The following is a 20,421-nucleotide window of genomic DNA, read 5'->3' on the forward strand; positions in this document are numbered from 1 at the left end:
AATGACCCTCGAATAACCCTCCGAATGACTTTTTCAATGACCCTCGAATAACCCTCCGAATGACTTTTTCAATGACCCTCGAATAACCCTCCGAATGACTTTTTCAATGACCCTCGAATAACCCTCCGAATGACTTTTTCAATGACCCTTAATGACCCCTAATAACCCCTAATGACCCCTAATGACCCCTAATGACCCTAATGACCCCTAATAACCCCTAATGACCCCTAATGACCCCTAATGACTCTTAATAACCCCCAATGCCCCCTAATAACCCTTAATGACTTTTAATGACTCTCCAAATGACCCTTAATGACTTTTAATGACTCTCCAAATGACCCTCGAATAACCTTTAATGACTTTATTAATGACTCTTTACATCCTTCGCCACGGCGAAACCGACTTCAACCGCCTCGGCATCGTGCAAGGCAGCGGTGTGGACACCGACCTGAACGAGACGGGTCGAGAACAAGCCCGCACTTTTTTTGAGACGTATCAGGAAGTTGATTTTCAACTCATCGTCACCTCCAAACTGCGGCGCACCCATCAGACCGTACGCCATTTTTTGGAAAAAGAAATCCCGTGGATTCAAACCTCCGACCTCAACGAAATCAGTTGGGGCGACCACGAGGGCAAACCCAGCACCCCGGAGCGCATTGCCGATTTCCGAGCAACCCTCGAACATTGGAAACAGGGCAATTTGGATGCCTCATTGCCCAATGGCGAGTCCGCCCGCCAACTTATGCAAAGGGTAGAGCGCTTCCTCGAATGGCTCAAAACCCGCTCGGAAAAACGTATCCTCATTGCCACGCACGGCCGCACCATGCGCTGCTTTGTTGCCATGCTCAAAGGCCTTGGCCCTGCCGCCATGGAGGGTGTGTCGCACGCAAACACGGGGCTGTATGTAATTCATTGCCGGAACGATGAGTATGTGTTTGAAGTGGAAAATGATACGAGGCATTTAGCGGAAGTAGAGATTTGACAATCCCGAAAAAATCGGGATTGTCGAATCTGCGTCTTGCTTGGTTTGTCATTTTGTACACTTCGCGCCGTTAGGTTTTGGGCATGGCTGCAATCGCAATCTGCTAAAAATCAAGAATATCAATCATGTTCATCTAACAAATCCTAGCGAATCAAGGTATAAAAATCCGCACTCTACGACGGAAAAATAGCGCGCAAACCAACCGTAAATTGCACCGTGACGCGGACAGATCCGCCTTGCGGCGGATGACAAAAATCTGCGTGAGAACGAACAACAAACAACCAGCAACCAACAACGAATAATGCGCCTTTCAGCCGTCTCATACCTCAACACCAAACCCTTCATCTACGGCCTTTTCCGCAGCGATTTGGCGGGCGAAATTGATTTGAGCCTCGATATTCCCTCCGTGTGTGCGCAAAAACTGCTCACGGGCGAAGCGGACGTAGTGCTCACGCCGGTCGCCATTATTCCCGAATTGCCCGAAGCGCATCTCGTGTCCGACTACTGCATCGGCTCGGTCGGCACGGTGAAGACGGTGTGTGTTTTTTCCGAAAAACCACTTTCCGAAATCAAGCGGATTTATCTCGATTTTCACTCGCGCACGTCGGTGGCTTTGACGCGGATTTTGTGTGAAAAATATTGGAACATCCAACCCGAATTTCTCGCAGCGACAGCGGGTTATGAGGAAAAAATCGGCGGCGACACGGCAGGCCTCATCATCGGCGACCGTGCCATCGGGCAGCACGAACGCTTCCCATTCGTGTATGACCTCGGCGAAGCATGGACGGACTGGACGGGGTTGCCCTTCGTCTTTGCGGCTTGGGTGAGCGTGAGACCCTTGCATCCCGACCTGCTCGCTCGCTTCAACGCAGCCTTGCAAATCGGCCTCGACCACATTCCCCAATTGACCAAAATCCTGCCCACCATGCCCGATGGCTTCGACGTGGAAAAGTATTTTCGGGAAAACATCAGTTACGAACTGGATGAAGCCAAATGGCTGGCCTTGAATCGTTTTTTGGGCTTGGTGGCTGGCGAGGAGGGGTATCGCTTGCGGCGGAGCGCAGGGGCGATTGCCGAAACGTAGTGCGGCTTCTTGTCAAAAAAACCTATTTTTGTGGCAAAACTTCATCCTATGGGAGAGCAAGAAATTTACCGGCTTTCAACTGACACATTGGACGAACATTTTGTGGAAAGCCTGCGGGAAAAATACCCCCACGCCTCTTTGGAAATCAAGGTGAGTGTCTCACCCCAATCCGGAGGGTTGAGCGAAAAGCAGTTTTGGTCGCTCATGGAATTGCTCGATTGGTCGAAAGAAGGGGATAGCAATGCGGTGATTGAACCCGTCGTGGAAGCACTCTCTAAACACCCTCTGCGCCACATTTACGAGTTTCAAGACATTCTTTCCGAAAAATTGCACCGCCTCGACTCGCGCGCCCACGCGGAGAACACAGGTGAAAATGCCTATGTTGAAACGGATGGCAACAACTCTTTTTTCTCCACCGACGAATTTCTTTACGCCCGTTGCTGTGTGGTGGCAAATGGTCGGGAGGCTTACGAAAAAGTGCTGCAAAACCCCGAATTGATGCCCAAAAACTTGGCTTTTGAGGCTCTTTTGCGCATTGCTCGCCTCGCCTATCAGCGCAAGACCGGCCAACACTTTCGCTATGTTCCCGCCTTCAACATCGAAACTTATGGCAACCGCGAAGGTTGGAAATAGCCTTTTCGGAACATGGGTTTTCACGGGAATTCCTACCAAAACGAAGAGTTGCACCACCTCTACGCCATTATAGACGGCGACGACGACAGCATCTACAAATACGGCATCACCGACAATGTTATAGATGCAGACGGCCTCTCAGACAGAGTAAGAGAACAGGTTGACTTATTCAATCGCATTGCCGGGTTTCCTCGGTTTTACGCCAAAATTTTGCTGCGTGAAATACCTGGTAGAAGGCAGGCCCGTGAAATAGAGCGGCAACATATCCAGGCATTCGAAAAAAACATGGCCGCCGACCGCCGGGAAATTTGAGGGATTGATTTTGAAACCCCTACTTTTGCCCCGCTTTTTAACCAAGAACGAACAACGTTCAACTATCAACGAACAACTTTTTTCAAAACAATCATGGCAAAAAAACGCATCGCCATCAACGGCTTTGGCCGCATCGGTCGCCTTACTTTCCGCAACCTCCTCAAAAACCCCAACGTCGAAGTCGTCGCCATCAACGACCTCACCGACAACGACACGCTCGCCCACCTTTTGAAATACGACACCATGCACGGCCGCTTCGAAGGCACGGTATCAGTCTCCGACGATGACGCATACATCATCGTGAACGGGCAAAAAATCTCTGCCCTCGCCGTGAAAAACCCCGCCGAGCTCCCTTGGAAGACCCTCGGCGTGGACGTGGTGCTCGAATGTACGGGCATTTTCCTCGACAAAGAAAAAGCCGGGCTACACCTCCAAGCGGGCGCCAAGCGTGTCATCCTCTCCGCCCCGCCGAAAGCCGACGATGTGCCCACCTTCGTCATCGGCGCCAACGCCGACCAAATCAAAGACACCGACCTCATCATCTCCAACGCCTCCTGCACCACCAACTGCCTCGTGCCGATGGTGATGGTGCTCGACAAGGCCTTCGGGGTGGAGCAATTGTTCATGAACACCATCCACGCCTACACCGCCGACCAAAACCTACAAGACGGCCCGCACCGAGACCTGCGCCGCGCCCGCGCCGCTGCGCAAAATATCGTGCCCACCAGCACCGGTGCTGCCAAGGCAGTCATCCTCGTGGCACCACACCTCAAAGGCAAAATCGAGGCGCACTCGCTTCGCGTGCCCGTCGCCACCGGCTCGGTGACCGACTGCGTGTGCGTCATCAAAAAAGCAGCGACTAAAGAAGAAATCAACGCGGCCTTCAAAGCCGCTGCCGAAAGCTCGCTCAAAGGCATCCTCGAATACAGCACCGACCCTATCGTGTCGAGCGACATCGTGCGCAACACGCACTCGGTCATCTTCGACGCGCCGCTGACCCAAGCCAACGGCAACACCTGCCGCATCGTGGGCTGGTACGACAACGAGGCTGGTTACTCGGCGCGTTTGGCACAACTGGCGGCGATGGTTTGACTTTCAAGACTTTAGACTTTTGGACATTGGACGCTGGACTTTGGGGTTCGCGTCCAATGTTGTTTCTGAAAACCTCTTGTCATGCTTGTCTTTCTCTTGCCATCAATTGAAGTTTATGTCATCAATTTTCTTATTGGTGCGGCAGTTTTCTTTTCCTTTCGATGGCTTTTTAGAAAATTCATTCGCAATGAAAAACAAAGAAAATGGACAGTTTGGAGCGCAACGATTATTGTAACTCCGATAATTTACGTCGGGCTTATCATTGCGATGATTGCTTCGTGGTCTTACGTTCCTAAAAGAGATTTTAGTCAAGAAAAGTGGTTCTCGGACAAGGAATCGAGACACGAGATGAAAGAGAATTTGATGAAAAGCAGGTTGTTGGAGGGGAAAACAAAGGAAGAAGTGGCGAGCATACTTGGTGGGCCGACTTGGGGCGATACGACGAATGTGTGGCAATATGACATGGGGTGGTCGAGTGCAGGGTTTGGCTGGAGATTCCACACGTTGAAAATAACTTTTGAAAATGAGAGGGCAGTCAAGGTTGAACAGCGTGAAGTCGTTGATTAAAAAGTCTTATTTTTGTCCAAAATTCAAGAAAAATGACCGCGACGTTCAGCATTTCTCTTTCCGAACTCGATGCCTCCATCATCGAGAAAATCCGCTCCTTCGCGCAAGGGCGCAAGGTGAAAATCACCATTGAAGTGGAAGAAGAAAAAATATATGCTCAATCAGCAAAAACCGACAGTCAAGTGGCGGAAGAGGCGGTGGAATACACCCGCAAACTGCTGCGGGAATCGGGTGAGAAGAATAAGGAAAAGATAGAGGCCTTGATGCGCGAATACGCCGACCTCCCTCAGGTGGACATGAGCAATTTTAAATTCAATCGAGACGAAGCCAATGAACGCTGACAAAATCTTCGTTGATTCCAACATATTCCTCTACCTCTTGGACAATATGCCCGCAAAACGAAAAAAAGCATTCGAAATCCTCTCGAATCGCCCATTCATCTCTCCGCAAGTTGTCTTCGAGAATATCAATGTCGCCATTAAAAAGTTCGGCTACGGCAAGACCGATGCTCTGAAGCACGGTCGCAGATTGCTCCGAAACTGTACACTCATTCTCGACACTGAAAAAACCGTTCAAAAGGCTTTCGACATTTTTCAAAAAGACACTATCCAAGTGTACGACAGCCGCATCATAGCCTCCGCGTTGGAAGCCGATTGCAACTTGCTTTATTCAGAAGATTTGCAGCACCTTCGCATCTACGAAGGAAAACTTACCGCCGTGAATCCGTTTATTATTTGACACAACACAATGAAACTCAATTTTAAAAACAAAAAAGCCCTCGTCCGCGTGGACTTCAACGTGCCGCTGGACAAAGAATTCCGCATCACCGACGACACCCGCATCCGCGAGGCGCTGCCCACCATCAAACACATTTTGGAGCAGGGCGGCTCGGCCATCCTGATGTCGCACCTCGGTCGGCCTTTGGAAAAACTGAACGCCGACGGCAGCATCAACCGCCAGAAATTCACCCTCCAACATTTGGTGAAACACCTGCGCAAAAAGTTGAAAGCCAAAGTCCATTTTGCCGACGACTGCATCGGCAAACAGGCCGTGAAAAAAGCCGCCGCCCTCAAGCCCGGCGAAGTACTGCTGTTGGAAAACACCCGCTTCTACGCCGAAGAGGAAAAAGGCGACGAGGCATTTGCCAAAAAACTCGCCGCGCTCGGCGACGTGTATGTGAACGACGCATTCGGCACCGCTCACCGCGCTCACGCCAGCACCGCCGTCATTGCCCGTTTTTTTGACAAAAACAGCAAGACCTTCGGCTTCCTCATGGAGCGCGAAATCGAAAACGCGACCCGCGCCATGAAAAACCCCGCCAAACCCGTCACCTGCGTCACCGGCGGCTCCAAAGTCAGCGACAAAATCCTGTTGCTCGAAAAATTCCTAGACTACGCTGACAACATTCTCATCGGCGGCGCGATGGCCTACACTTTCTTCATGGCGAAAAAAGGCGCCATCGGCAACTCGCTCGTGGAGGCCGACAAACTGAAAATCGCCAAAGAATTTTTGAAAAAAGCCAAAGACGCGGGTGTGAAAGTGTTGCTGCCGAAAGACTCGGTCTGCGGCGACAAATTTGCTGCCGATGCCAACGTGCAAGTCTGCCCCAGCAACCAAATCCCCGACGGATGGATGGGCCTCGACATCGGCCCGGCGGCGGCGCGGTCGTTTGCTTCGGTCATTCGCAAAAGCAAAACCGTGATTTGGAACGGCCCGATGGGTGTTTTTGAAATGCCCGCTTTCGCCAACGGAACGAAAGTCGTGGCGAAAGCCTGCGCCTCCGCTACGAAAAAAGGCGCGTTCACGATGGTGGGCGGCGGCGACTCGGTGGCGGCGGTGAACCAACTCAAACTCGCCAAAAAAGTGAGTTTCGTCAGCACTGGCGGCGGCGCCATGCTGGAGTTTTTGGAAGGGAAGGAGTTGCCGGGAATAAAGGCGATTGCGGGATGATTGAGGTCATTAGGGGCCATTTTTTAAACCAAGTGCCATAACATGGGCGCTGACTACCGAGAACCGATTTTTATCAAACCCGAACCTCGACGAAAGCCGGTGTTCGTATGGTTGCTGGCTGCGACGGCGGTCATGGTTGCCGCACTCACTTTCGACGAGGTCGTAGAGTGGAAGGACGGCGAACCACGTTTGGCGAAGAAGCGGGAAAGGCAAATGCAAAAGGAGTTGAAGGAATTGCAAGAAGCAGAGCAGTATGCGTTGATTGCAAAGCAGCCCAAATTTTACCCTTGTCTCAAATGCCCCGCTCCGACAATTTTTCTCAACGCTGGTGAAGTGTGGAAATACGGTGTGACACGAAAAGGACAAGACGGCAGGTACCATAAAGATTTTCTCATTCAAAACGACTTGGACTATCTGCCTCAATTTCGCGGCAGTTTGCAAGAATGTTTGGAAGAAGAAAAGCGGAAAATTTTTCAATACCCTCTGCTGCCGGAGAACCTCGTCCGCCCGCCCCCTCAACGGCTGGCAAAACCTCCGGGAAATTTGCGGACCGATTAAAAACAGATTACTTTAGCGTCAAAATCGCTTTTATGCTAAAAACGGCCAGAATCGTAGAGCAAGACATCGCGCCCAAATTGGACGATGAATATGTCAGGCAGCTTCTCAAAGATGTAGATGGAAACGTCGGCATCATTTTCGCCTGCACCAAAGGCGACTGGCGCAGAAACTACAGTTGGAAAAAAGATGGCTGGCGCTATTACCGCATCGTCCTCCCTTACGAAAAAGTCGCCGCCATGGATGCCGCTGAGGTGCGGGAATGGATGCTCCAACTCGCCAAAGAGCGTCTCGGATTGACCAAAAAGCCTGCTTTGGTATCGGCATAAAATCAAAAAGCAGCGTCAACCGGGTGTCTCAAGCAGTTGAATATCGCGGCAGCGGTGGTAAATCAACTCAAACTCGCCAAAAAAGTGAGTTTCGTCAGCACCGGCGGCGGCGCCATGCTGGAGTTTTTGGAAGGCAAGGAGCTGCCGGGAATAAAGGCGATTGCGGAGTAATTAAGGGTCATTAGGGGTCATTAAGGGCAACTGAAGTCATTAGGGGCATTTTTGAAAAAAACGGCGAAGCCATGCGTGGGCTTCGCCGTTTTATTGTTTTGGACATCGGGTGCAGCCCCTCAAGAAGAGACGCATTCTTTCCCCCCTCTTTCATAGGGGAACCGAGATAGGAAAATAATCATGCCTGCCCTGTATTTTTGCCGAAAACAGTTCGCCGCGTGCATCAGGAGCCGCTTTCCATCCTTCAACAATACTGGGGCTACCCGGCCTTCCGCCCATTGCAGGAAGACATTATCCGCTCGGCTTTGGCCGGGCGCGACACGCTGGCGCTGCTGCCCACAGGTGGTGGAAAATCAATTTGTTATCAAGTGCCAGCCCTGTGCAAAGAGGGGATTTGCCTCGTCGTGTCGCCGCTCATCGCCTTGATGAAAGACCAAGTACACAACCTTCAGAAACGGGGGGTGCCTTCGGCGGCGATTTTTTCGGGCATGAGCAGCCGCGAGATTGATATTATTTTTGAAAATGCGTGCAACGGCGCGTACAAACTCCTATACCTCAGCCCCGAACGACTAAAAACCGACCTCGCCCTCGCCCGTATCCAGCGCATGAACGTCAACCTGCTGGCAGTAGACGAGGCGCACTGCATCAGCCAATGGGGCTATGACTTTCGCCCGCCGTACTTGCAGATTGCCGATTTGCGGCCTTTGTTGCCCAATGTACCTGTGCTCGCGCTCACCGCGACAGCGACTTCCGAAGTATTGGAGGAAATTCAGGAAAAATTAGCCTTTCGGGAAAAGGATGTTTTTAGGCAAAGCTTCGTCCGCTCCAATTTGTCTTACTCCGTGTTGTACGAAAGCAAAAAGCGGGAAAAACTGCTCGACATCCTGCGCAATGTGCCGGGCACCGGCATCGTGTATGTGCGAAGCCGAGGCGAGACAAAGGAAATCGCCAAAATGCTGACGGACAATGGCTTCAGCGCCGACTTTTATCACGCGGGCCTGACTTCGGAAGAACGCAACGCCCGCCAAGAGGCTTGGATAGCGGGCAAGACGCGCATCATCGTCTGCACCAATGCCTTCGGCATGGGCATTGACAAGCCCGATGTGCGAGTGGTCGTTCATTTGAGCCTGCCCGACAGTCTGGAAGCCTACTTTCAAGAGGCAGGGCGCGGCGGGCGCGACGGCTTGAAATCGTATGCGGTCTTGCTCTACGACTATAATGATGCCGATGGCTTGCGCCATCATTTGCAAGCCGCTTTTCCGCCGATGGAGGAGGTGCGCCGGGTGTATCAGGCATTGGGCAGTTACACGCAGTTGGCGATTGGGGCCGGCATGGGCGAGGCCTTTGATTTCGATTTGCAGATTTTTTGCGCGGCTTATCAACTCGACCAAGCCCCCACTCATGCCGCGTTGCGCCTCATCGAACAAGAGGGCTGGATTGCGCTGAGCGACGCGACGGGCACTCCCGCCCGCGTGTTGGTGACGGCCTCGCGCGAAGCGATTTACGATTATCAGTTGCGAAGCAAACACGGCGACTCGGTCATCAAAGTGCTGCTTCGCGCCTATCCCGGCATCAATACGCAGTTCACCGACATCAGCGAGACCTTCATGTCCAAGTATGCCAAAGTGCCGCCCGACACCGTTCGACAGGTGCTGCAAAAAGCCCACCAAGAGAATTATCTGATTTATGAGCCGCGCAAAGACAAGCCCCAACTCATCTTTACCCGCGAGCGCGTGGCTGCGGAAAATCTAACAATTGACCTCGCCAAATTCAACTTTCGGAAACAACGCGCCGAGGAACGGGTGGAGCAGGCCATCCGCTACGCCGAGACGCGCCGATGCCGCAGCCAACAGTTGCTCGCCTATTTTGCCGAAAAGAACAGCAAACCCTGCGGCATTTGCGATGTGTGCACAGGCAGAAACAAAAGTGAGGTCAGCGAAAACATATTTGAGGCCTACGAACGAAAAATTCGGCATGTGCTCACTCACGAACCGCTCCCCTTTGAGGAAATCCTCCAAGCGTTCGCCATGAAGCGCCACGCGGCCGTGGCGCAAGTGGTGGACTACTTAATTGACGAAGGGCGATTGGTGCGGGACGAGGAAGGGCGGTTGGTGTGGGCAAAGTGACGGCTCCTACAACTGTATATTTTCCACAATTTCCAACCCATATCCGATGAATCCGGTGCGGGGGCGGGGGTGATTGGTCAGCAGGCGAATTTTGGACACGTTCAAGTCGCGTAGGATTTGAGCGCCCACCCCGAAATCCTTTTTGCCCATGCTCGTGTGAAGCTCGAATTTCTCCGGCTCGCCATCGTCCATCAGTTGCTTGTAAACCCGAAGCCGCGCCAACAAATCAGCCTTGTCTGCCTGCCTCAAATAGACAAAAGCCCCCTTGCCCTCTTTTTCGATTATTCGCAGCGCATGCTGAATCTGAGCGCCGTAGTCGGCCAATAGATTGCCAAGAATGCCCCCCGTCTCCGACCATGAATGGACACGCACCAGCACTGGCTCATCCGCCGCCCACTCGCCTTTTTGCAACACCAAATGCGTGTCGCCGCTCGACACGTCCGTGAAAACCACCGCGTCGAAGTCCCCGTAAATCGTCTTCATGCGGGTCTCGAACTCGCGCCGCACCAAACGCTCCGTGCGCATCCGATAAGCCACGAGGTCGTCAATGGAGATGATTTTGAGGTTGTGCTGCTTTGCCACGTCCATCAACTGGGGCAAACGCGCCATGGAGCCGTCGGGGTTCAGTATTTCCACCAACACTCCTGCCGGGTACAGCCCAGCCAGCCGTGCCAAATCCACAGCGGCCTCCGTGTGCCCTGTGCGGCGCAACACGCCCCCCGACTTGGCTCGCAGAGGGAAAATATGGCCGGGGCGGGCAAAATCGCTGGGCTTGGCGATAGGGTTGGTGAGCCAACGGATGCCCGTGGCGCGGTCGTAGGCGCTGATGCCGGTGGAGCAACCATGCCCAATCAGGTCAATGGACACCGTAAAAGCCGTCTCATGCAGGGCCGTGTTGGCGTTCACCATGAGGTCGAGGCCAAGCTCGTCGGCTCGTTTTTCTTCGATGGGTGTGCATATGAGGCCGCGCCCGTGCGTGGCCATGAAGTTGATAAGGTCGGGAGTCACCGTTTCGGCGGCGCAGATAAAGTCGCCCTCGTTTTCGCGGTCTTCGTCGTCCACCACGATGATGACTTTTCCCGCCCGGATGTCGGCGATGGCTTCTTCGATGGTGCTAAGTTGGAAAGTGCTGTTCATAGCTGCAAAGGAGAGAAAACGTGGGTTTCGGAGTCGTTTCCTGTTGCGACACATTTTCGGCGACAAAGATAATTCTGTTGGGCGGGTAAATGTTGCGCGGATGAAAAATTTGATTTGGCGTTTTTTGATGTTTGTTGAAAATTTGAAAAGCCGCTCCGCTTTCTTTTTTTTCAAAAATACATACCTCCCCACCCTACCTTTGCTCGCCAATTTGAATTTTTTATTTGAAAAAAACAACCGATAGCAACCATGTTCACCACCGTCGAACCTGCCCTCGAGCGCGAAATACAAAGCATCCGCGAAGCAGGGCTTTACAAGGAAGAACGCATCATCACATCGCCGCAGGGCCCGGTCATTGACACCACCGCACAGCATCACGTCTTGAATTTTTGTGCGAACAACTACCTGGGCCTGAGCAGTCATCCAGCGGTTATCGAAGCAGCCATCGAAGCCATACGCACACATGGCTATGGGCTTTCCTCCGTCCGTTTCATTTGCGGCACACAGGACATTCACAAAGAGTTGGAGAAACGGCTTGCCGATTTTCTCGGCATGGAAGACACCATCCTCTACGCCGCTGCTTTCGATGCCAACGGCGGCCTCTTCGAGCCGCTCTTGGGCGAGGAGGATGCGGTCATCAGCGACGAGCTCAACCACGCTTCCATCATTGATGGCATCCGGTTGTGCAAGGCCAAGCGTTTTCGCTACAAGCACAACGACATGAACGCTTTGGAGGATTGCCTGAAAGAAGCCAAGGCTGCCAACGCCCGCCGCATACTCATCTTCACCGATGGCGCTTTTTCAATGGACGGCACCATCGCGCAATTGGACAAAATTTGCGACTTGGCGGAGCGATACGACGCGATGGTGGGCATAGACGAGTGCCACGCGACGGGCTTTTTGGGCAAAACCGGGCGCGGCACCCACGAATACCGCAACGTGATGAGCCGCATTGACATCATCACTGGCACACTGGGCAAGGCACTCGGCGGCGCGAGCGGCGGCTTCACCTCGGCCAAAAAGGAAATTGTGGAAATCCTGCGCCAGCGCTCTCGGCCCTACCTGTTTTCCAACACCGTTGCGCCATCCATCGTTGGAGGCAGCATCAAGGTGATGGAATTGCTCAGCGGCTCCACGGCGCTGCGCGACAAGTTGGAGGCCAACACGAAGTGGTTCCGTAACGCAATGACCGCCGCGGGGTTCGATATTGTGCCGGGCGAGCACCCCATCACACCTGTGATGCTCTATGAGGCGCCGTTGGCGCAACAATTTGCCAAAAAACTGCTAGACGAAGGCATCTACGTCATAGGCTTTTTCTACCCGGTGGTGCCGCAAGGCAAGGCCCGTATCCGGGTGCAACTATCCGCCGCGCACGAGCCGGAGCATTTGGAAAAGGCCGTGGCCGCATTCGCCAAGGTAGGCAAGTCGTTGGGGGTTCTGAAATAGTCGTTTGGCCGTATTTGGGAGCGAAACGGCTATTTTTGAAATAAAAAAACCGGCGCGATGCAACTTGGCATTCGCTCCGGTTTTCTTTTTTAGCGTTTAATGCGGACTAAGGGTTGAAATAGGGGCGTGTCATTCAGGCGGTGATTTCAAATTACCGCCTGAATAAGAGATTGAATATCAAACGCCAAAAGTTTTCAACTCTTAATTCGTACATTTCGCGCAAAGCAAACATCAAAAAACTACCAACCATTGACGGCTATGAACGACCCATTGCGTTGCATCATCGTGGAGGACGAACCTCTGGCTTCCGAAATCCTTTCCGAATATATCGCTCAGACACCTTTTCTGCGGCTCACACACGTCTGCGACGATGCCATCGAAGCACTCGAAGTGGTGCGCGCGCATCCGGTGGATGTGGTGTTCCTCGACATCAACCTGCCCAAGCTCAGCGGTTTGGATTTTTTGAAAACGCTGCTTCACCCGCCGAAAGTCATCATCACGTCTGCCTACCATGAATTTGCGGTGCAGGGCTTCGATTTGCAAGTGGCGGACTATCTGCTGAAGCCCATAGAGTTTTCTCGATTCACCAAGGCGGCCAATAAACTGCTGCTCCCCCACCGCGCCCCTGCCGATGTGCAGGCGCACTCCAAGCCCGCACATTCCGTGCGACCTTACTATTTTTTCACCGTGAGCAAGCGCGCGGTAAAAATCTACTTGGACGAAATCCTGTTCATCGAAAGTTTGAAGGATTCGGTGAGCATCGTGACCAAAGCACGGGCTTACAACACGCATTATCAACTCGGAGAGCTGGAAGAGCTGATGCGCCCCCACCATTTCCTGCGCATCCATCGGTCGTTTTTGGTGGCGGTTGACAAAATCGAATCCTTTTCCGCCGCAGAGGTCGAAATCGCCGGGCGTGTGCTGCCGATTGGGCGGAGTCACAAGGAATATGTGATGGGGAGATTGGGAAGGGCCGGGTAGTTTGTCACTATGCCTTATTCTCAAAATAGTTTGCCCTGGGGGGTGTGCCTAATCCTCGATTTCGTACGCCCATTGTTGTTCCAATTCATCGTAAAACGCCTTTAAGACATACCAAGCCCGTTTTTTGTAGCCATTGTTCGATATGAGGCCCTTGCGGTTCCAGCCATCCTGAATACCCGGAAGGTTGCGCCGAGGTGCCCTGAAATCGGCTAAAATCCAAGGTGTCACGCCGCGCCATGAGGGTATTTTTTTGAGCATCTCGATTTGCTCGCGATAAAGCCATTCTTGATAGTCTTCTGTCCAGATGGTCAGGCTATCGCCTCGGTGATTGAACAGCGCATCTGCGCCAAACTCGCTGACCAAAAATGGTTTGTCGTGTTCCGCGAGGTTCCACGTCACGACGCGGCAATGGTCGGGTGTGGAGCCATACCAGCCGAGGTACTCATTGGTGCTTACCACATCGGAGGTGGCCGCGAATGGGTCGGTGATGCGGATGTGGTTGGTTGCTTTGTCCTCGGTGCGGTCCAAGGCGGCGCTCAGTAGGCGCGTATTGTCAATCTGGCGCACCGCAGCCGCCATGTTGTTCAGAAATACGAGACGTTGGGGGTCTTCGCGGGGTGTTTCATTGGCAACTGACCACACGATGACCGACGCGCGGTTTTTATCCCTTTCCACCATGGCGCGTATTTGGCTTTCAGCTTGCGCGTAGGTAGCGGAGTTTTCGTAGTTGATGCCCCAATATACTGGCACCTCGTCCCACACAAGCAGCCCTATTTCATCAGCTAGGCGCACGGTATGTTCGTTGTGTGGGTAATGCGCCAAGCGCACGAAGTTGCAGTTGAGTTCTTTGGCCCAGCCGAGGAGCAGTTGAGCATCTTCGCGGGAGAAGGCGCGAGCCATGCGGGTCGGCACTTCCTCGTGCATACAAATGCCACGCAGAAAAATTGGCTTTCCGTTCAAAATCAGGTCTTTTCCTTTGGTTTCGATGGTACGGAAGCCGATGCGGTCGCTTGTCTGGTCGGTTTCTGCCTTGAAAACAACTTCATACAATTGGGGGCGTTCAGGATACCATCGTTTGCTTGCCGAAATATCCAAATCGAGTGAGGCGCGGCCTTTGGCATCGGTGGCGACGGTTTGGCTGACGGATAGCGCAGGGATGGAAACGGTTATTTTTTGGGACAGTTGGGGGCCATCGAGTTGTACCCAGCCAGTGGCACGCCCGCGTTTTGCCTTGTCCGCTTGCAAAAAGAAATTCGAGATAAATGTCTGGGGCACTTCGAGCAAGGACACATCGCGAGTGATGCCGCCGTAGTTCCACCAATCAGTAGTCATGCCCGGCACACGGTCGCGCTCGCGGCGGTTGTCCACGCGCACGACGAGAAAGTTGTCGCCTGCTTGCACCAGCTGGGTCACGTCAAAATGGAAGGGGTCGTAGCCGCCTTCGTGCATCCCGGCCTTTTTGCCGTTGAGATAGACATCGGCGCGATAGTTTGCGGCACCGAAGTGAAGCAAGAGCCTTCGCCCGGCAGGCAGGTTGTATTTGAAATCGGTTTTGTACCATATCGAACCTTCATAGTAGAGCAGTTCGGGCCGCTGGTGGTTCCAGTCGCCGGGTACATTGAGCGTGGGCGATTGGTCGAAGTCGTATTCGATGCGGTCCCAGCGATTCACCTGTTTGCGATTAGTGTAATAGGGTGCGGCTGAGGAGGTGGTAGCAGCCTCCTTTTCGTCGTAAGGCGTCCAGTTGCGATGGTTGCGGAAGCCCGTCTCGTAAGGGTCAACGATGTAGTGCCAATTGCCCGCTAGCAGGGTGGCTGGGCGATTGGTCACATTATGCAAGTGAAGGTTTTGAGCAACGGCATATTGGCAGAGACAGCCTAAGACAAGACCGGATAAAAAACGCATGGCGCGGTTTGTTTTTTGGAGGAAAGACGGGTAGGCGCTGTATTTACCCTGAAACACCTTTCAAGTTGGCACATCCTTGTGTTTTTTTGGGAACAGCGACAATTTTAAAACCTTGTGCCCGACAGCATCTAACTTGCGGATTTTAAGGGTAAAGTATTTCATTTTCGTCATTCTATCTAAATGCAAAATCACACCATGTCGCAACGCAACGGCACGCTCGAATATGCCCCACCTCGTCCTTTTCTGGGAGATAGCTTTTTGCTGGACAACGAATTCGCCGAGCAACTATACCACGAACACGCCGCTCCGCAGCCCATCATTGACTACCATTGCCACCTTTCGCCCGAAGACATCGCCAGCGACCGCCGATTCCGAAGCATCACTGAAATCTGGCTCGAAGGCGACCACTACAAGTGGCGAGCGATGCGCACACAGGGCGTGACGGAACATTTTATCACTGGAAAGGCCTCGGATTGGGAAAAATTTGAAAAATGGGCAGAGACAGTGCCCTACACCGTGCGCAACCCGTTGTTCCATTGGACGCACCTCGAGCTGCGTCGGTATTTCGGCATAGAGGCGCTGCTCTGCCCTGCCTCGGCGAGCGATGTTTTTGAGCAAGCCAACGCCGCCCTCTATTCCCCCAATCTGTCGGCAGGCGGTATTTTGAAAAAGATGAACGTCGAAGTCGTGTGTACCACCGACGACCCCGCCGACGAGCTCGCAGCCCATTTGATGTTCGCCGAACAACATGCCGCCACCAAACTGCTCCCTACCTTCCGCCCCGACAGGGCGATTTTGCTCGAAAAAGATGGTTTTGGGGAATACATTGCGCGGCTTGGCGCAGCAGCCCGGATAGAGATTCGCTCCTTCTCCGACTTGCTCGAAACGCTCGAGCGCAGGATGGATTTTTTCGACTCGCTTGGTTGCCGGCTTTCCGACCACGGTCTGGAACGGGTGTATGCCGCCGAATTTACCGACAAAGCGGCTGACGAAATTTTTAGGAAAAAAATCGAAAACCAACCCATCTCGCCCAAAGAAGTCGAGATTTACCAATCAGCCATCCTGTTCCATCTTGGTATCGGCTATTCCCAACGCGGCTGGACGCAACAATTCCACCTGGGAGCGCTCAGGAACAATAATACCAGAATGATGCAATCGCTCGGCCCCGATACTGGCTTCGACAGCATCGGCGACTTCGAGCAGGCACGGCATCTGGCTCGTTTCCTCGACCGCCTCGACCACGAAGGCAACCTGCCACAAACCATATTATACAACCTCAACCCTCGCGACAATGAAGTGTTTGCCACCATGCTCGGCAACTTCAACGACGGCTCCGTGCCCGGTAAAATCCAGTGGGGCAGCGCATGGTGGTTTCTCGACCAAAAAGACGGCATGGAAAAACAACTAAACACGCTGAGCAATCTCGGCCTGCTCGCCCGTTTTGTGGGCATGCTCACCGATAGCCGAAGTTTTTTGTCATTTCCGCGCCACGAGTATTTCCGTCGCATCTTGTGCAACCTTATTGGCCGTGATGTTGCCAATGGCGAGCTCCCCGCTGAATTAGACTGGCTCGGTGGCATCGTGGAGGACATCTGTTACCGAAACGCCAAACGGTATTTCAATCTTTGATTCATGCGAATACTTTGTTTCGGGGAAATTCTGCTGCGACTATCCCCACCCAACGCTTACCGTTTCGTGCAAGCTCGCCTATTCGATGCCGTCTATGGCGGCTCTGAAGCCAACGTGGCCGCATCTCTCGCCCAATGGGGCGAGCAGGTCTCCTTTCTGACCCGCGTGCCTGACAACGAATTGGGGCAGGCTGCGCTGGGCGCGCTAGCTCAACAAGGGGTGGACATCAGCCATTGCAAGCGCGGAGGTGAACGTCTGGGTATTTACTTCTTGGAACAGGGCATCGGGCGAAGAGCCTCGAAGGTGCTCTACGACCGTGCGCACAGTGGCATGGCAGACCTAAAGCCCGGAATGTTGGATTGGCAGAGCGCGTTGGAGCAAGCTGATTGGCTTCATTGGTCAGGCATCACACCCGCACTGTCGCAAGGTGCCGCCCAAACCTTGATGGAAGGACTTGAGTTAGCCAAGAAACTTGATGTGAAAGTTTCTTGCGACCTCAACTATCGGGCAAGCCTTTGGAAATATGGCGCATCGCCAGCCAGTGTGATGCCCGAGTTGGTAGGCTTTGCCGATGTGTTGCTCGGCGACCGAAAATCTTTTCTCACTTGCTTAGGCATCAATAGCACCAAAGAAACTTCACCCGATACATTGTTTGCAATGGTGGGAAAAACTTTCCCTCGCCTTCGTTTTATCGCCATGACACGGCGCGACGGCATCTCGGCCTCACACAACACTTATCAGGGCTTGCTCTACGATGGCCTTCAACTAAGAATGTCCCAATCGTACGATTTGCCCGATATGCTCGACCGCATCGGGAGCGGCGACGCCTTCATGGCAGGCCTTATACACGGGTTGCGAAAAATGAGCGACGACACACAGCAAATAGTCGAGTTTGCAACTGCCGCTGCCGCTTTCAAACACTATGTTGCGGGAGACTTCAACTTGTGCGACGAGGTGGAGGTGCGCGATTTGATGGCAGGCAATACCGGCGGGAAAGTAAATCGTTGAGCAACTTGCCATGCGAATACTCATTGCGCCCGATTCCTTCAAGGATGCCCTTCCCGCGACGGACGTTTGTCAGGCGCTCGCACGCGGTGTGCAGGCAGCGATGCCCCACGCGCATATCGTGTGCTGCCCATTGGCCGACGGCGGTGAAGGCACAGCCGAAGTGCTGACCGGGCACTTAAAGCTCACCACCGTCAAAATCCAGACCTGCGACCCGCTCCGCCGCCCTCTCACGGCCTCTTACCTGCTGGGTGCAGATGGACACACTGCTTTTGTCGAAATGGCCCGCACCGCTGGCCTGCAATTGTTGACCCCACAAGAGCGCAATCCGCTGCTGACAACCACTTTCGGCACAGGCATGCAAATGGCGGATGCGGCGCAGCGCGGCGTGCAAAAACTGGTGCTGGCCATCGGCGGTAGCGCCACCAACGATGCCGGAACAGGTATGGCCGCTGCCCTCGGCTGGCGTTTTTTGGACAAAAACGGCGTGTCGCTCGCACCCATCGGGGCCAACCTTTCTGCTATCGAACGAATCGTGTCGCCAGCTCAACCCTTCCCCGCCAGCATACAGGTCATTTGCGACGTGACCAATCCCCTGTTTGGCCCCAACGGGGCGGCACACACCTACGCCCGCCAAAAAGGTGCCAGCGACGACGCCATCGAGCAGTTGGATGCCGGGCTGCGCCACTTCGCAGCTGTGGCTGCTCAACATGGATACGACTTCGCACCCGACCTGCCCGGCAGCGGTGCCGCTGGTGGCATGGGCTACGGCACCCGTCTTTTTTTGGGTGCCGAACTCCGACCCGGTGCCGACACCGTGATGGACCTGCTTGATTTTGACCAAAAACTAGCCTGGGCCGATGCGGTACTCACAGGAGAAGGTGCGATTGATGGCCAAACAGCAAATGGCAAACTGATTCATCAGCTTTGCCGCCGAGCCAAACATCACGGCATCCCGGTGCTGGCTTTTTGCGGAAAATTGGAAGCAGACGCTGCACAGATAGCCAAAACCGGACTTCGCGCAGCTTTCGGCATCAACGATGATGCCGCGCCCGGCACGCCGCTCCACACACTGCTTCCCCGTACAGCGGAACAGCTGGAACGAACCGCACGCCGTGTCTTCGACGAAAAAAATTTAGTTCAAGATTTGCTGCGCCGTCACTAAGGGCGAAGAACCAACTTTTGCGTCTTTTTGCCAAAAACACTAACAACCCCCATGTTTCGCCGCTCTTTCTTCAAAAAAACTGCCACGCTCTTGGCCGGCACGCTGGCTGCGCCCGATATTATGCGGGCCGAATGGCTCATCTTTTCAGCAGAAAAAACACCCGCCCCGCTGATTGATTTTTGTCAAATACTGCCCAACCCCGTGGCGCCACGCCGCATCGAACTGCTCAAAAAAGAGGGTTGGGACGAAAACCGCGCTTGGTTTGTTCGCATAGTGACCGACGACGTGGCCTACACCATGCCCGCCAACAGCCGCATCCAATACCTGCGCGGCATCTTCAACGGTCTCGTCGCACCGTTTTTCATCGGGAAAGACCTGCGCAACATAGAGGCACTCGTGGAAGCTTGCTACCGCGACGAGCGCAACTACAAATACTGCGGCATGCCGCTTTGGAACTGCATCGGACATGTCGAAATCGCAGCGTTGGGCCTGCTCGGCACACTGGCAGGCAAACCAGTGGCCGAGCTCTACGGCACCTTGATTCGACGCGACGTGGAAACCTACTACACCACCTTTGACCGGAAAAGCGCCCCGGAAGAGTATGCCCAAAAAGCCCTTGAAAAAGCCCGCGAACTGGGCGTTCGGGCCATGAAAGTAAAAATCGGCGGACGCATGGCCCCCGACCCTGTGCCCGGCCGAACGGAGGCCATCATCCCGCTCTTCCGAAAAATAGCGGGCGACGATTTCACGCTCTATGCTGATGCCAACGGTTCTTACGAAAATCTGAAAGACATCCTCCGCATCGGCCGCCGCTTGCACGCCGAAGGGTATGAAATATGGGAAGAGCCCTGCCCCTTCCGCGAATACGAGCTGACCCGTCAAGCAACCAAACGCCTTAAAATCAGCATTGCCGGCGGCGAGCAGGACAGCGCCATGCCCATCTGGCGGCGCATGATTGCCGAGCGCATCGTTGATGTCGTGCAGCCCGACCTAATGTACACAGGTGGCTTTGCTCGCGCCTTGCGCGTGGCCCGCACAGCTGCCGAACACGGGTTGCAAATCGCGCCGCACAGCCCCCACGTCGGGCATTTGCACGCGCCGATGCTGCACTTGGCCGCCATCACGCCCAATATGCCGAGGTTTCAGGAGTGGCAGCCTAACGATTACCTGAAAAAAGTGTACGCCCCCAACCTTAGCGTCGAGCACGGTCGAATGCCCATCCCGCTGGGACCGGGATGGGGGGTCACATTGGACCCCGACTTTGTGAAACAGCTCACCGTGGTAGAGGGCTGGTGAGCCTTGGGGCATGCTACCGGATATTTTTCGGGACAAGGGCATAATGTGCCGAACGG

Annotated in this window: 20 protein-coding genes and 1 pseudogene; 19 read left to right on the forward strand and 2 right to left on the reverse strand. The window is 53.8% G+C overall.

Translation table 11 applies throughout. The features are described 5' to 3' along the window. Nucleotides 1–367 precede the first annotated feature (367 nt). From KIS77_15675 to KIS77_15735, 13 genes and pseudogenes are all read left to right on the forward strand, one after another. Nucleotides 368–982, forward strand: coding sequence for a histidine phosphatase family protein (locus tag KIS77_15675; protein MCW5923785.1), 615 nt, complete (start codon nucleotides 368–370; stop codon nucleotides 980–982). A 301-nt stretch (nucleotides 983–1,283) separates the two neighbouring features. Continuing rightward, on the forward strand, nucleotides 1,284–2,066 hold the full coding sequence (locus KIS77_15680) for a menaquinone biosynthesis protein (protein ID MCW5923786.1): 783 nt from the start codon (nucleotides 1,284–1,286) through the stop codon (nucleotides 2,064–2,066). 48 nt (nucleotides 2,067–2,114) lie between these two features. Then, on the forward strand, nucleotides 2,115–2,699 hold the full coding sequence (locus tag KIS77_15685) for a DUF4240 domain-containing protein (GenBank protein ID MCW5923787.1): 585 nt from the start codon (nucleotides 2,115–2,117) through the stop codon (nucleotides 2,697–2,699). Between the two features lie 48 nt (nucleotides 2,700–2,747). After that, nucleotides 2,748–3,011 carry a hypothetical protein gene (locus KIS77_15690; protein ID MCW5923788.1) on the forward strand — a complete coding sequence of 88 codons (264 nt, stop codon included), beginning with the start codon at nucleotides 2,748–2,750 and terminating at the stop codon, nucleotides 3,009–3,011. Nucleotides 3,012–3,104: 93 nt separating this feature from the next. Beyond that, on the forward strand, nucleotides 3,105–4,103 hold the full coding sequence (gene gap / locus KIS77_15695) for a type I glyceraldehyde-3-phosphate dehydrogenase (protein ID MCW5923789.1): 999 nt from the start codon (nucleotides 3,105–3,107) through the stop codon (nucleotides 4,101–4,103). 81 nt (nucleotides 4,104–4,184) lie between these two features. After that, nucleotides 4,185–4,670, forward strand: coding sequence for a hypothetical protein (locus KIS77_15700; GenBank protein ID MCW5923790.1), 486 nt, complete (start codon nucleotides 4,185–4,187; stop codon nucleotides 4,668–4,670). Nucleotides 4,671–4,702: 32 nt separating this feature from the next. Beyond that, the gene (locus tag KIS77_15705; GenBank protein MCW5923791.1) at nucleotides 4,703–5,011 is read left to right on the forward strand and encodes a hypothetical protein; all 309 of its coding nucleotides are present in this window, start codon (nucleotides 4,703–4,705) and stop codon (nucleotides 5,009–5,011) included. Continuing rightward, a complete protein-coding gene (locus KIS77_15710; GenBank protein MCW5923792.1) occupies nucleotides 5,001–5,408 on the forward strand; it encodes a PIN domain-containing protein in 408 nt (135 codons plus the stop codon). Before KIS77_15705 ends, KIS77_15710 begins: the two co-directional genes overlap by 11 nt. 9 nt (nucleotides 5,409–5,417) lie before the next feature. Then, on the forward strand, nucleotides 5,418–6,620 hold the full coding sequence (locus KIS77_15715) for a phosphoglycerate kinase (protein MCW5923793.1): 1,203 nt from the start codon (nucleotides 5,418–5,420) through the stop codon (nucleotides 6,618–6,620). 42 nt (nucleotides 6,621–6,662) lie between these two features. Continuing rightward, entirely contained in the window at nucleotides 6,663–7,178 is a 516-nt protein-coding gene (locus tag KIS77_15720; protein ID MCW5923794.1) for a hypothetical protein, read from the forward strand. 32 nt (nucleotides 7,179–7,210) lie between these two features. Next, nucleotides 7,211–7,504 (forward strand): hypothetical protein, encoded by a 294-nt coding sequence (locus tag KIS77_15725; GenBank protein MCW5923795.1) that lies wholly within the window; start codon nucleotides 7,211–7,213, stop codon nucleotides 7,502–7,504. Nucleotides 7,505–7,591: 87 nt separating this feature from the next. Beyond that, nucleotides 7,592–7,675, forward strand: a pseudogene (locus tag KIS77_15730) (hypothetical protein). Nucleotides 7,676–7,893: 218 nt separating this feature from the next. Continuing rightward, nucleotides 7,894–9,801: a RecQ family ATP-dependent DNA helicase gene (locus KIS77_15735; protein ID MCW5923796.1), complete on the forward strand. Its 1,908-nt coding sequence runs from the start codon at nucleotides 7,894–7,896 to the stop codon at nucleotides 9,799–9,801. A 6-nt stretch (nucleotides 9,802–9,807) separates the two neighbouring features. On the opposite strand, the gene ribB is transcribed toward KIS77_15735, so the two are convergent. Beyond that, nucleotides 9,808–10,938, reverse strand: coding sequence for a 3,4-dihydroxy-2-butanone-4-phosphate synthase (gene ribB, locus KIS77_15740; GenBank protein ID MCW5923797.1), 1,131 nt, complete (start codon nucleotides 10,936–10,938; stop codon nucleotides 9,808–9,810). A gap of 249 nt (nucleotides 10,939–11,187) precedes the next feature. On the opposite strand from ribB, the gene kbl reads away from it, so the two are divergent. Together kbl and KIS77_15750 are read left to right on the forward strand one after the other, a co-directional pair. Further along, on the forward strand, nucleotides 11,188–12,384 hold the full coding sequence (kbl, locus tag KIS77_15745; protein ID MCW5923798.1) for a glycine C-acetyltransferase: 1,197 nt from the start codon (nucleotides 11,188–11,190) through the stop codon (nucleotides 12,382–12,384). 258 nt (nucleotides 12,385–12,642) lie between these two features. Continuing rightward, nucleotides 12,643–13,365: a response regulator transcription factor gene (locus KIS77_15750; GenBank protein MCW5923799.1), complete on the forward strand. Its 723-nt coding sequence runs from the start codon at nucleotides 12,643–12,645 to the stop codon at nucleotides 13,363–13,365. 48 nt (nucleotides 13,366–13,413) lie between these two features. Here KIS77_15750 and KIS77_15755 read toward each other — a convergent pair whose 3' ends face one another. Then, the gene (locus tag KIS77_15755; protein MCW5923800.1) at nucleotides 13,414–15,270 is read right to left on the reverse strand and encodes a beta galactosidase jelly roll domain-containing protein; all 1,857 of its coding nucleotides are present in this window, start codon (nucleotides 15,268–15,270) and stop codon (nucleotides 13,414–13,416) included. Between the two features lie 195 nt (nucleotides 15,271–15,465). Here KIS77_15755 and uxaC point away from each other — a divergent pair, with 195 nt between their 5' ends. From uxaC to KIS77_15775, 4 genes are read left to right on the forward strand one after another with little or no spacing between them, the layout of a single operon-like run. Continuing rightward, the gene (gene uxaC / locus KIS77_15760; GenBank protein ID MCW5923801.1) at nucleotides 15,466–16,899 is read left to right on the forward strand and encodes a glucuronate isomerase; all 1,434 of its coding nucleotides are present in this window, start codon (nucleotides 15,466–15,468) and stop codon (nucleotides 16,897–16,899) included. Between the two features lie 3 nt (nucleotides 16,900–16,902). Then, nucleotides 16,903–17,907: a sugar kinase gene (locus tag KIS77_15765; protein ID MCW5923802.1), complete on the forward strand. Its 1,005-nt coding sequence runs from the start codon at nucleotides 16,903–16,905 to the stop codon at nucleotides 17,905–17,907. Between the two features lie 10 nt (nucleotides 17,908–17,917). Continuing rightward, nucleotides 17,918–19,069 carry a glycerate kinase gene (locus KIS77_15770; protein MCW5923803.1) on the forward strand — a complete coding sequence of 384 codons (1,152 nt, stop codon included), beginning with the start codon at nucleotides 17,918–17,920 and terminating at the stop codon, nucleotides 19,067–19,069. A 51-nt stretch (nucleotides 19,070–19,120) separates the two neighbouring features. Continuing rightward, nucleotides 19,121–20,365, forward strand: coding sequence for a mandelate racemase/muconate lactonizing enzyme family protein (locus tag KIS77_15775; protein MCW5923804.1), 1,245 nt, complete (start codon nucleotides 19,121–19,123; stop codon nucleotides 20,363–20,365). Nucleotides 20,366–20,421 lie beyond the last annotated feature (56 nt).

The organism is Saprospiraceae bacterium (genome assembly GCA_026129545.1).
Lineage (GTDB): Bacteria > Bacteroidota > Bacteroidia > Chitinophagales > Saprospiraceae > M3007.

Coding starts and splice junctions, on each gene's coding strand:
- KIS77_15775 (MCW5923804.1), top strand. CDS start 19,121: ATGTTTCGCCGCTCTTTCTTCAAAAAAACTGCCACGCTCTTGGCCGGC.
- KIS77_15710 (MCW5923792.1), top strand. CDS start 5,001: ATGAACGCTGACAAAATCTTCGTTGATTCCAACATATTCCTCTACCTC.
- KIS77_15755 (MCW5923800.1), bottom strand. CDS start 15,270: ATGCGTTTTTTATCCGGTCTTGTCTTAGGCTGTCTCTGCCAATATGCC.
- gap (MCW5923789.1), top strand. CDS start 3,105: ATGGCAAAAAAACGCATCGCCATCAACGGCTTTGGCCGCATCGGTCGC.
- KIS77_15725 (MCW5923795.1), top strand. CDS start 7,211: ATGCTAAAAACGGCCAGAATCGTAGAGCAAGACATCGCGCCCAAATTG.
- KIS77_15720 (MCW5923794.1), top strand. CDS start 6,663: ATGGGCGCTGACTACCGAGAACCGATTTTTATCAAACCCGAACCTCGA.
- KIS77_15770 (MCW5923803.1), top strand. CDS start 17,918: ATGCGAATACTCATTGCGCCCGATTCCTTCAAGGATGCCCTTCCCGCG.
- KIS77_15680 (MCW5923786.1), top strand. CDS start 1,284: ATGCGCCTTTCAGCCGTCTCATACCTCAACACCAAACCCTTCATCTAC.
- ribB (MCW5923797.1), bottom strand. CDS start 10,938: ATGAACAGCACTTTCCAACTTAGCACCATCGAAGAAGCCATCGCCGAC.
- KIS77_15705 (MCW5923791.1), top strand. CDS start 4,703: ATGACCGCGACGTTCAGCATTTCTCTTTCCGAACTCGATGCCTCCATC.
- KIS77_15750 (MCW5923799.1), top strand. CDS start 12,643: ATGAACGACCCATTGCGTTGCATCATCGTGGAGGACGAACCTCTGGCT.
- uxaC (MCW5923801.1), top strand. CDS start 15,466: ATGTCGCAACGCAACGGCACGCTCGAATATGCCCCACCTCGTCCTTTT.
- KIS77_15700 (MCW5923790.1), top strand. CDS start 4,185: ATGCTTGTCTTTCTCTTGCCATCAATTGAAGTTTATGTCATCAATTTT.
- KIS77_15675 (MCW5923785.1), top strand. CDS start 368: ATGACTCTTTACATCCTTCGCCACGGCGAAACCGACTTCAACCGCCTC.
- kbl (MCW5923798.1), top strand. CDS start 11,188: ATGTTCACCACCGTCGAACCTGCCCTCGAGCGCGAAATACAAAGCATC.
- KIS77_15715 (MCW5923793.1), top strand. CDS start 5,418: ATGAAACTCAATTTTAAAAACAAAAAAGCCCTCGTCCGCGTGGACTTC.
- KIS77_15685 (MCW5923787.1), top strand. CDS start 2,115: ATGGGAGAGCAAGAAATTTACCGGCTTTCAACTGACACATTGGACGAA.
- KIS77_15765 (MCW5923802.1), top strand. CDS start 16,903: ATGCGAATACTTTGTTTCGGGGAAATTCTGCTGCGACTATCCCCACCC.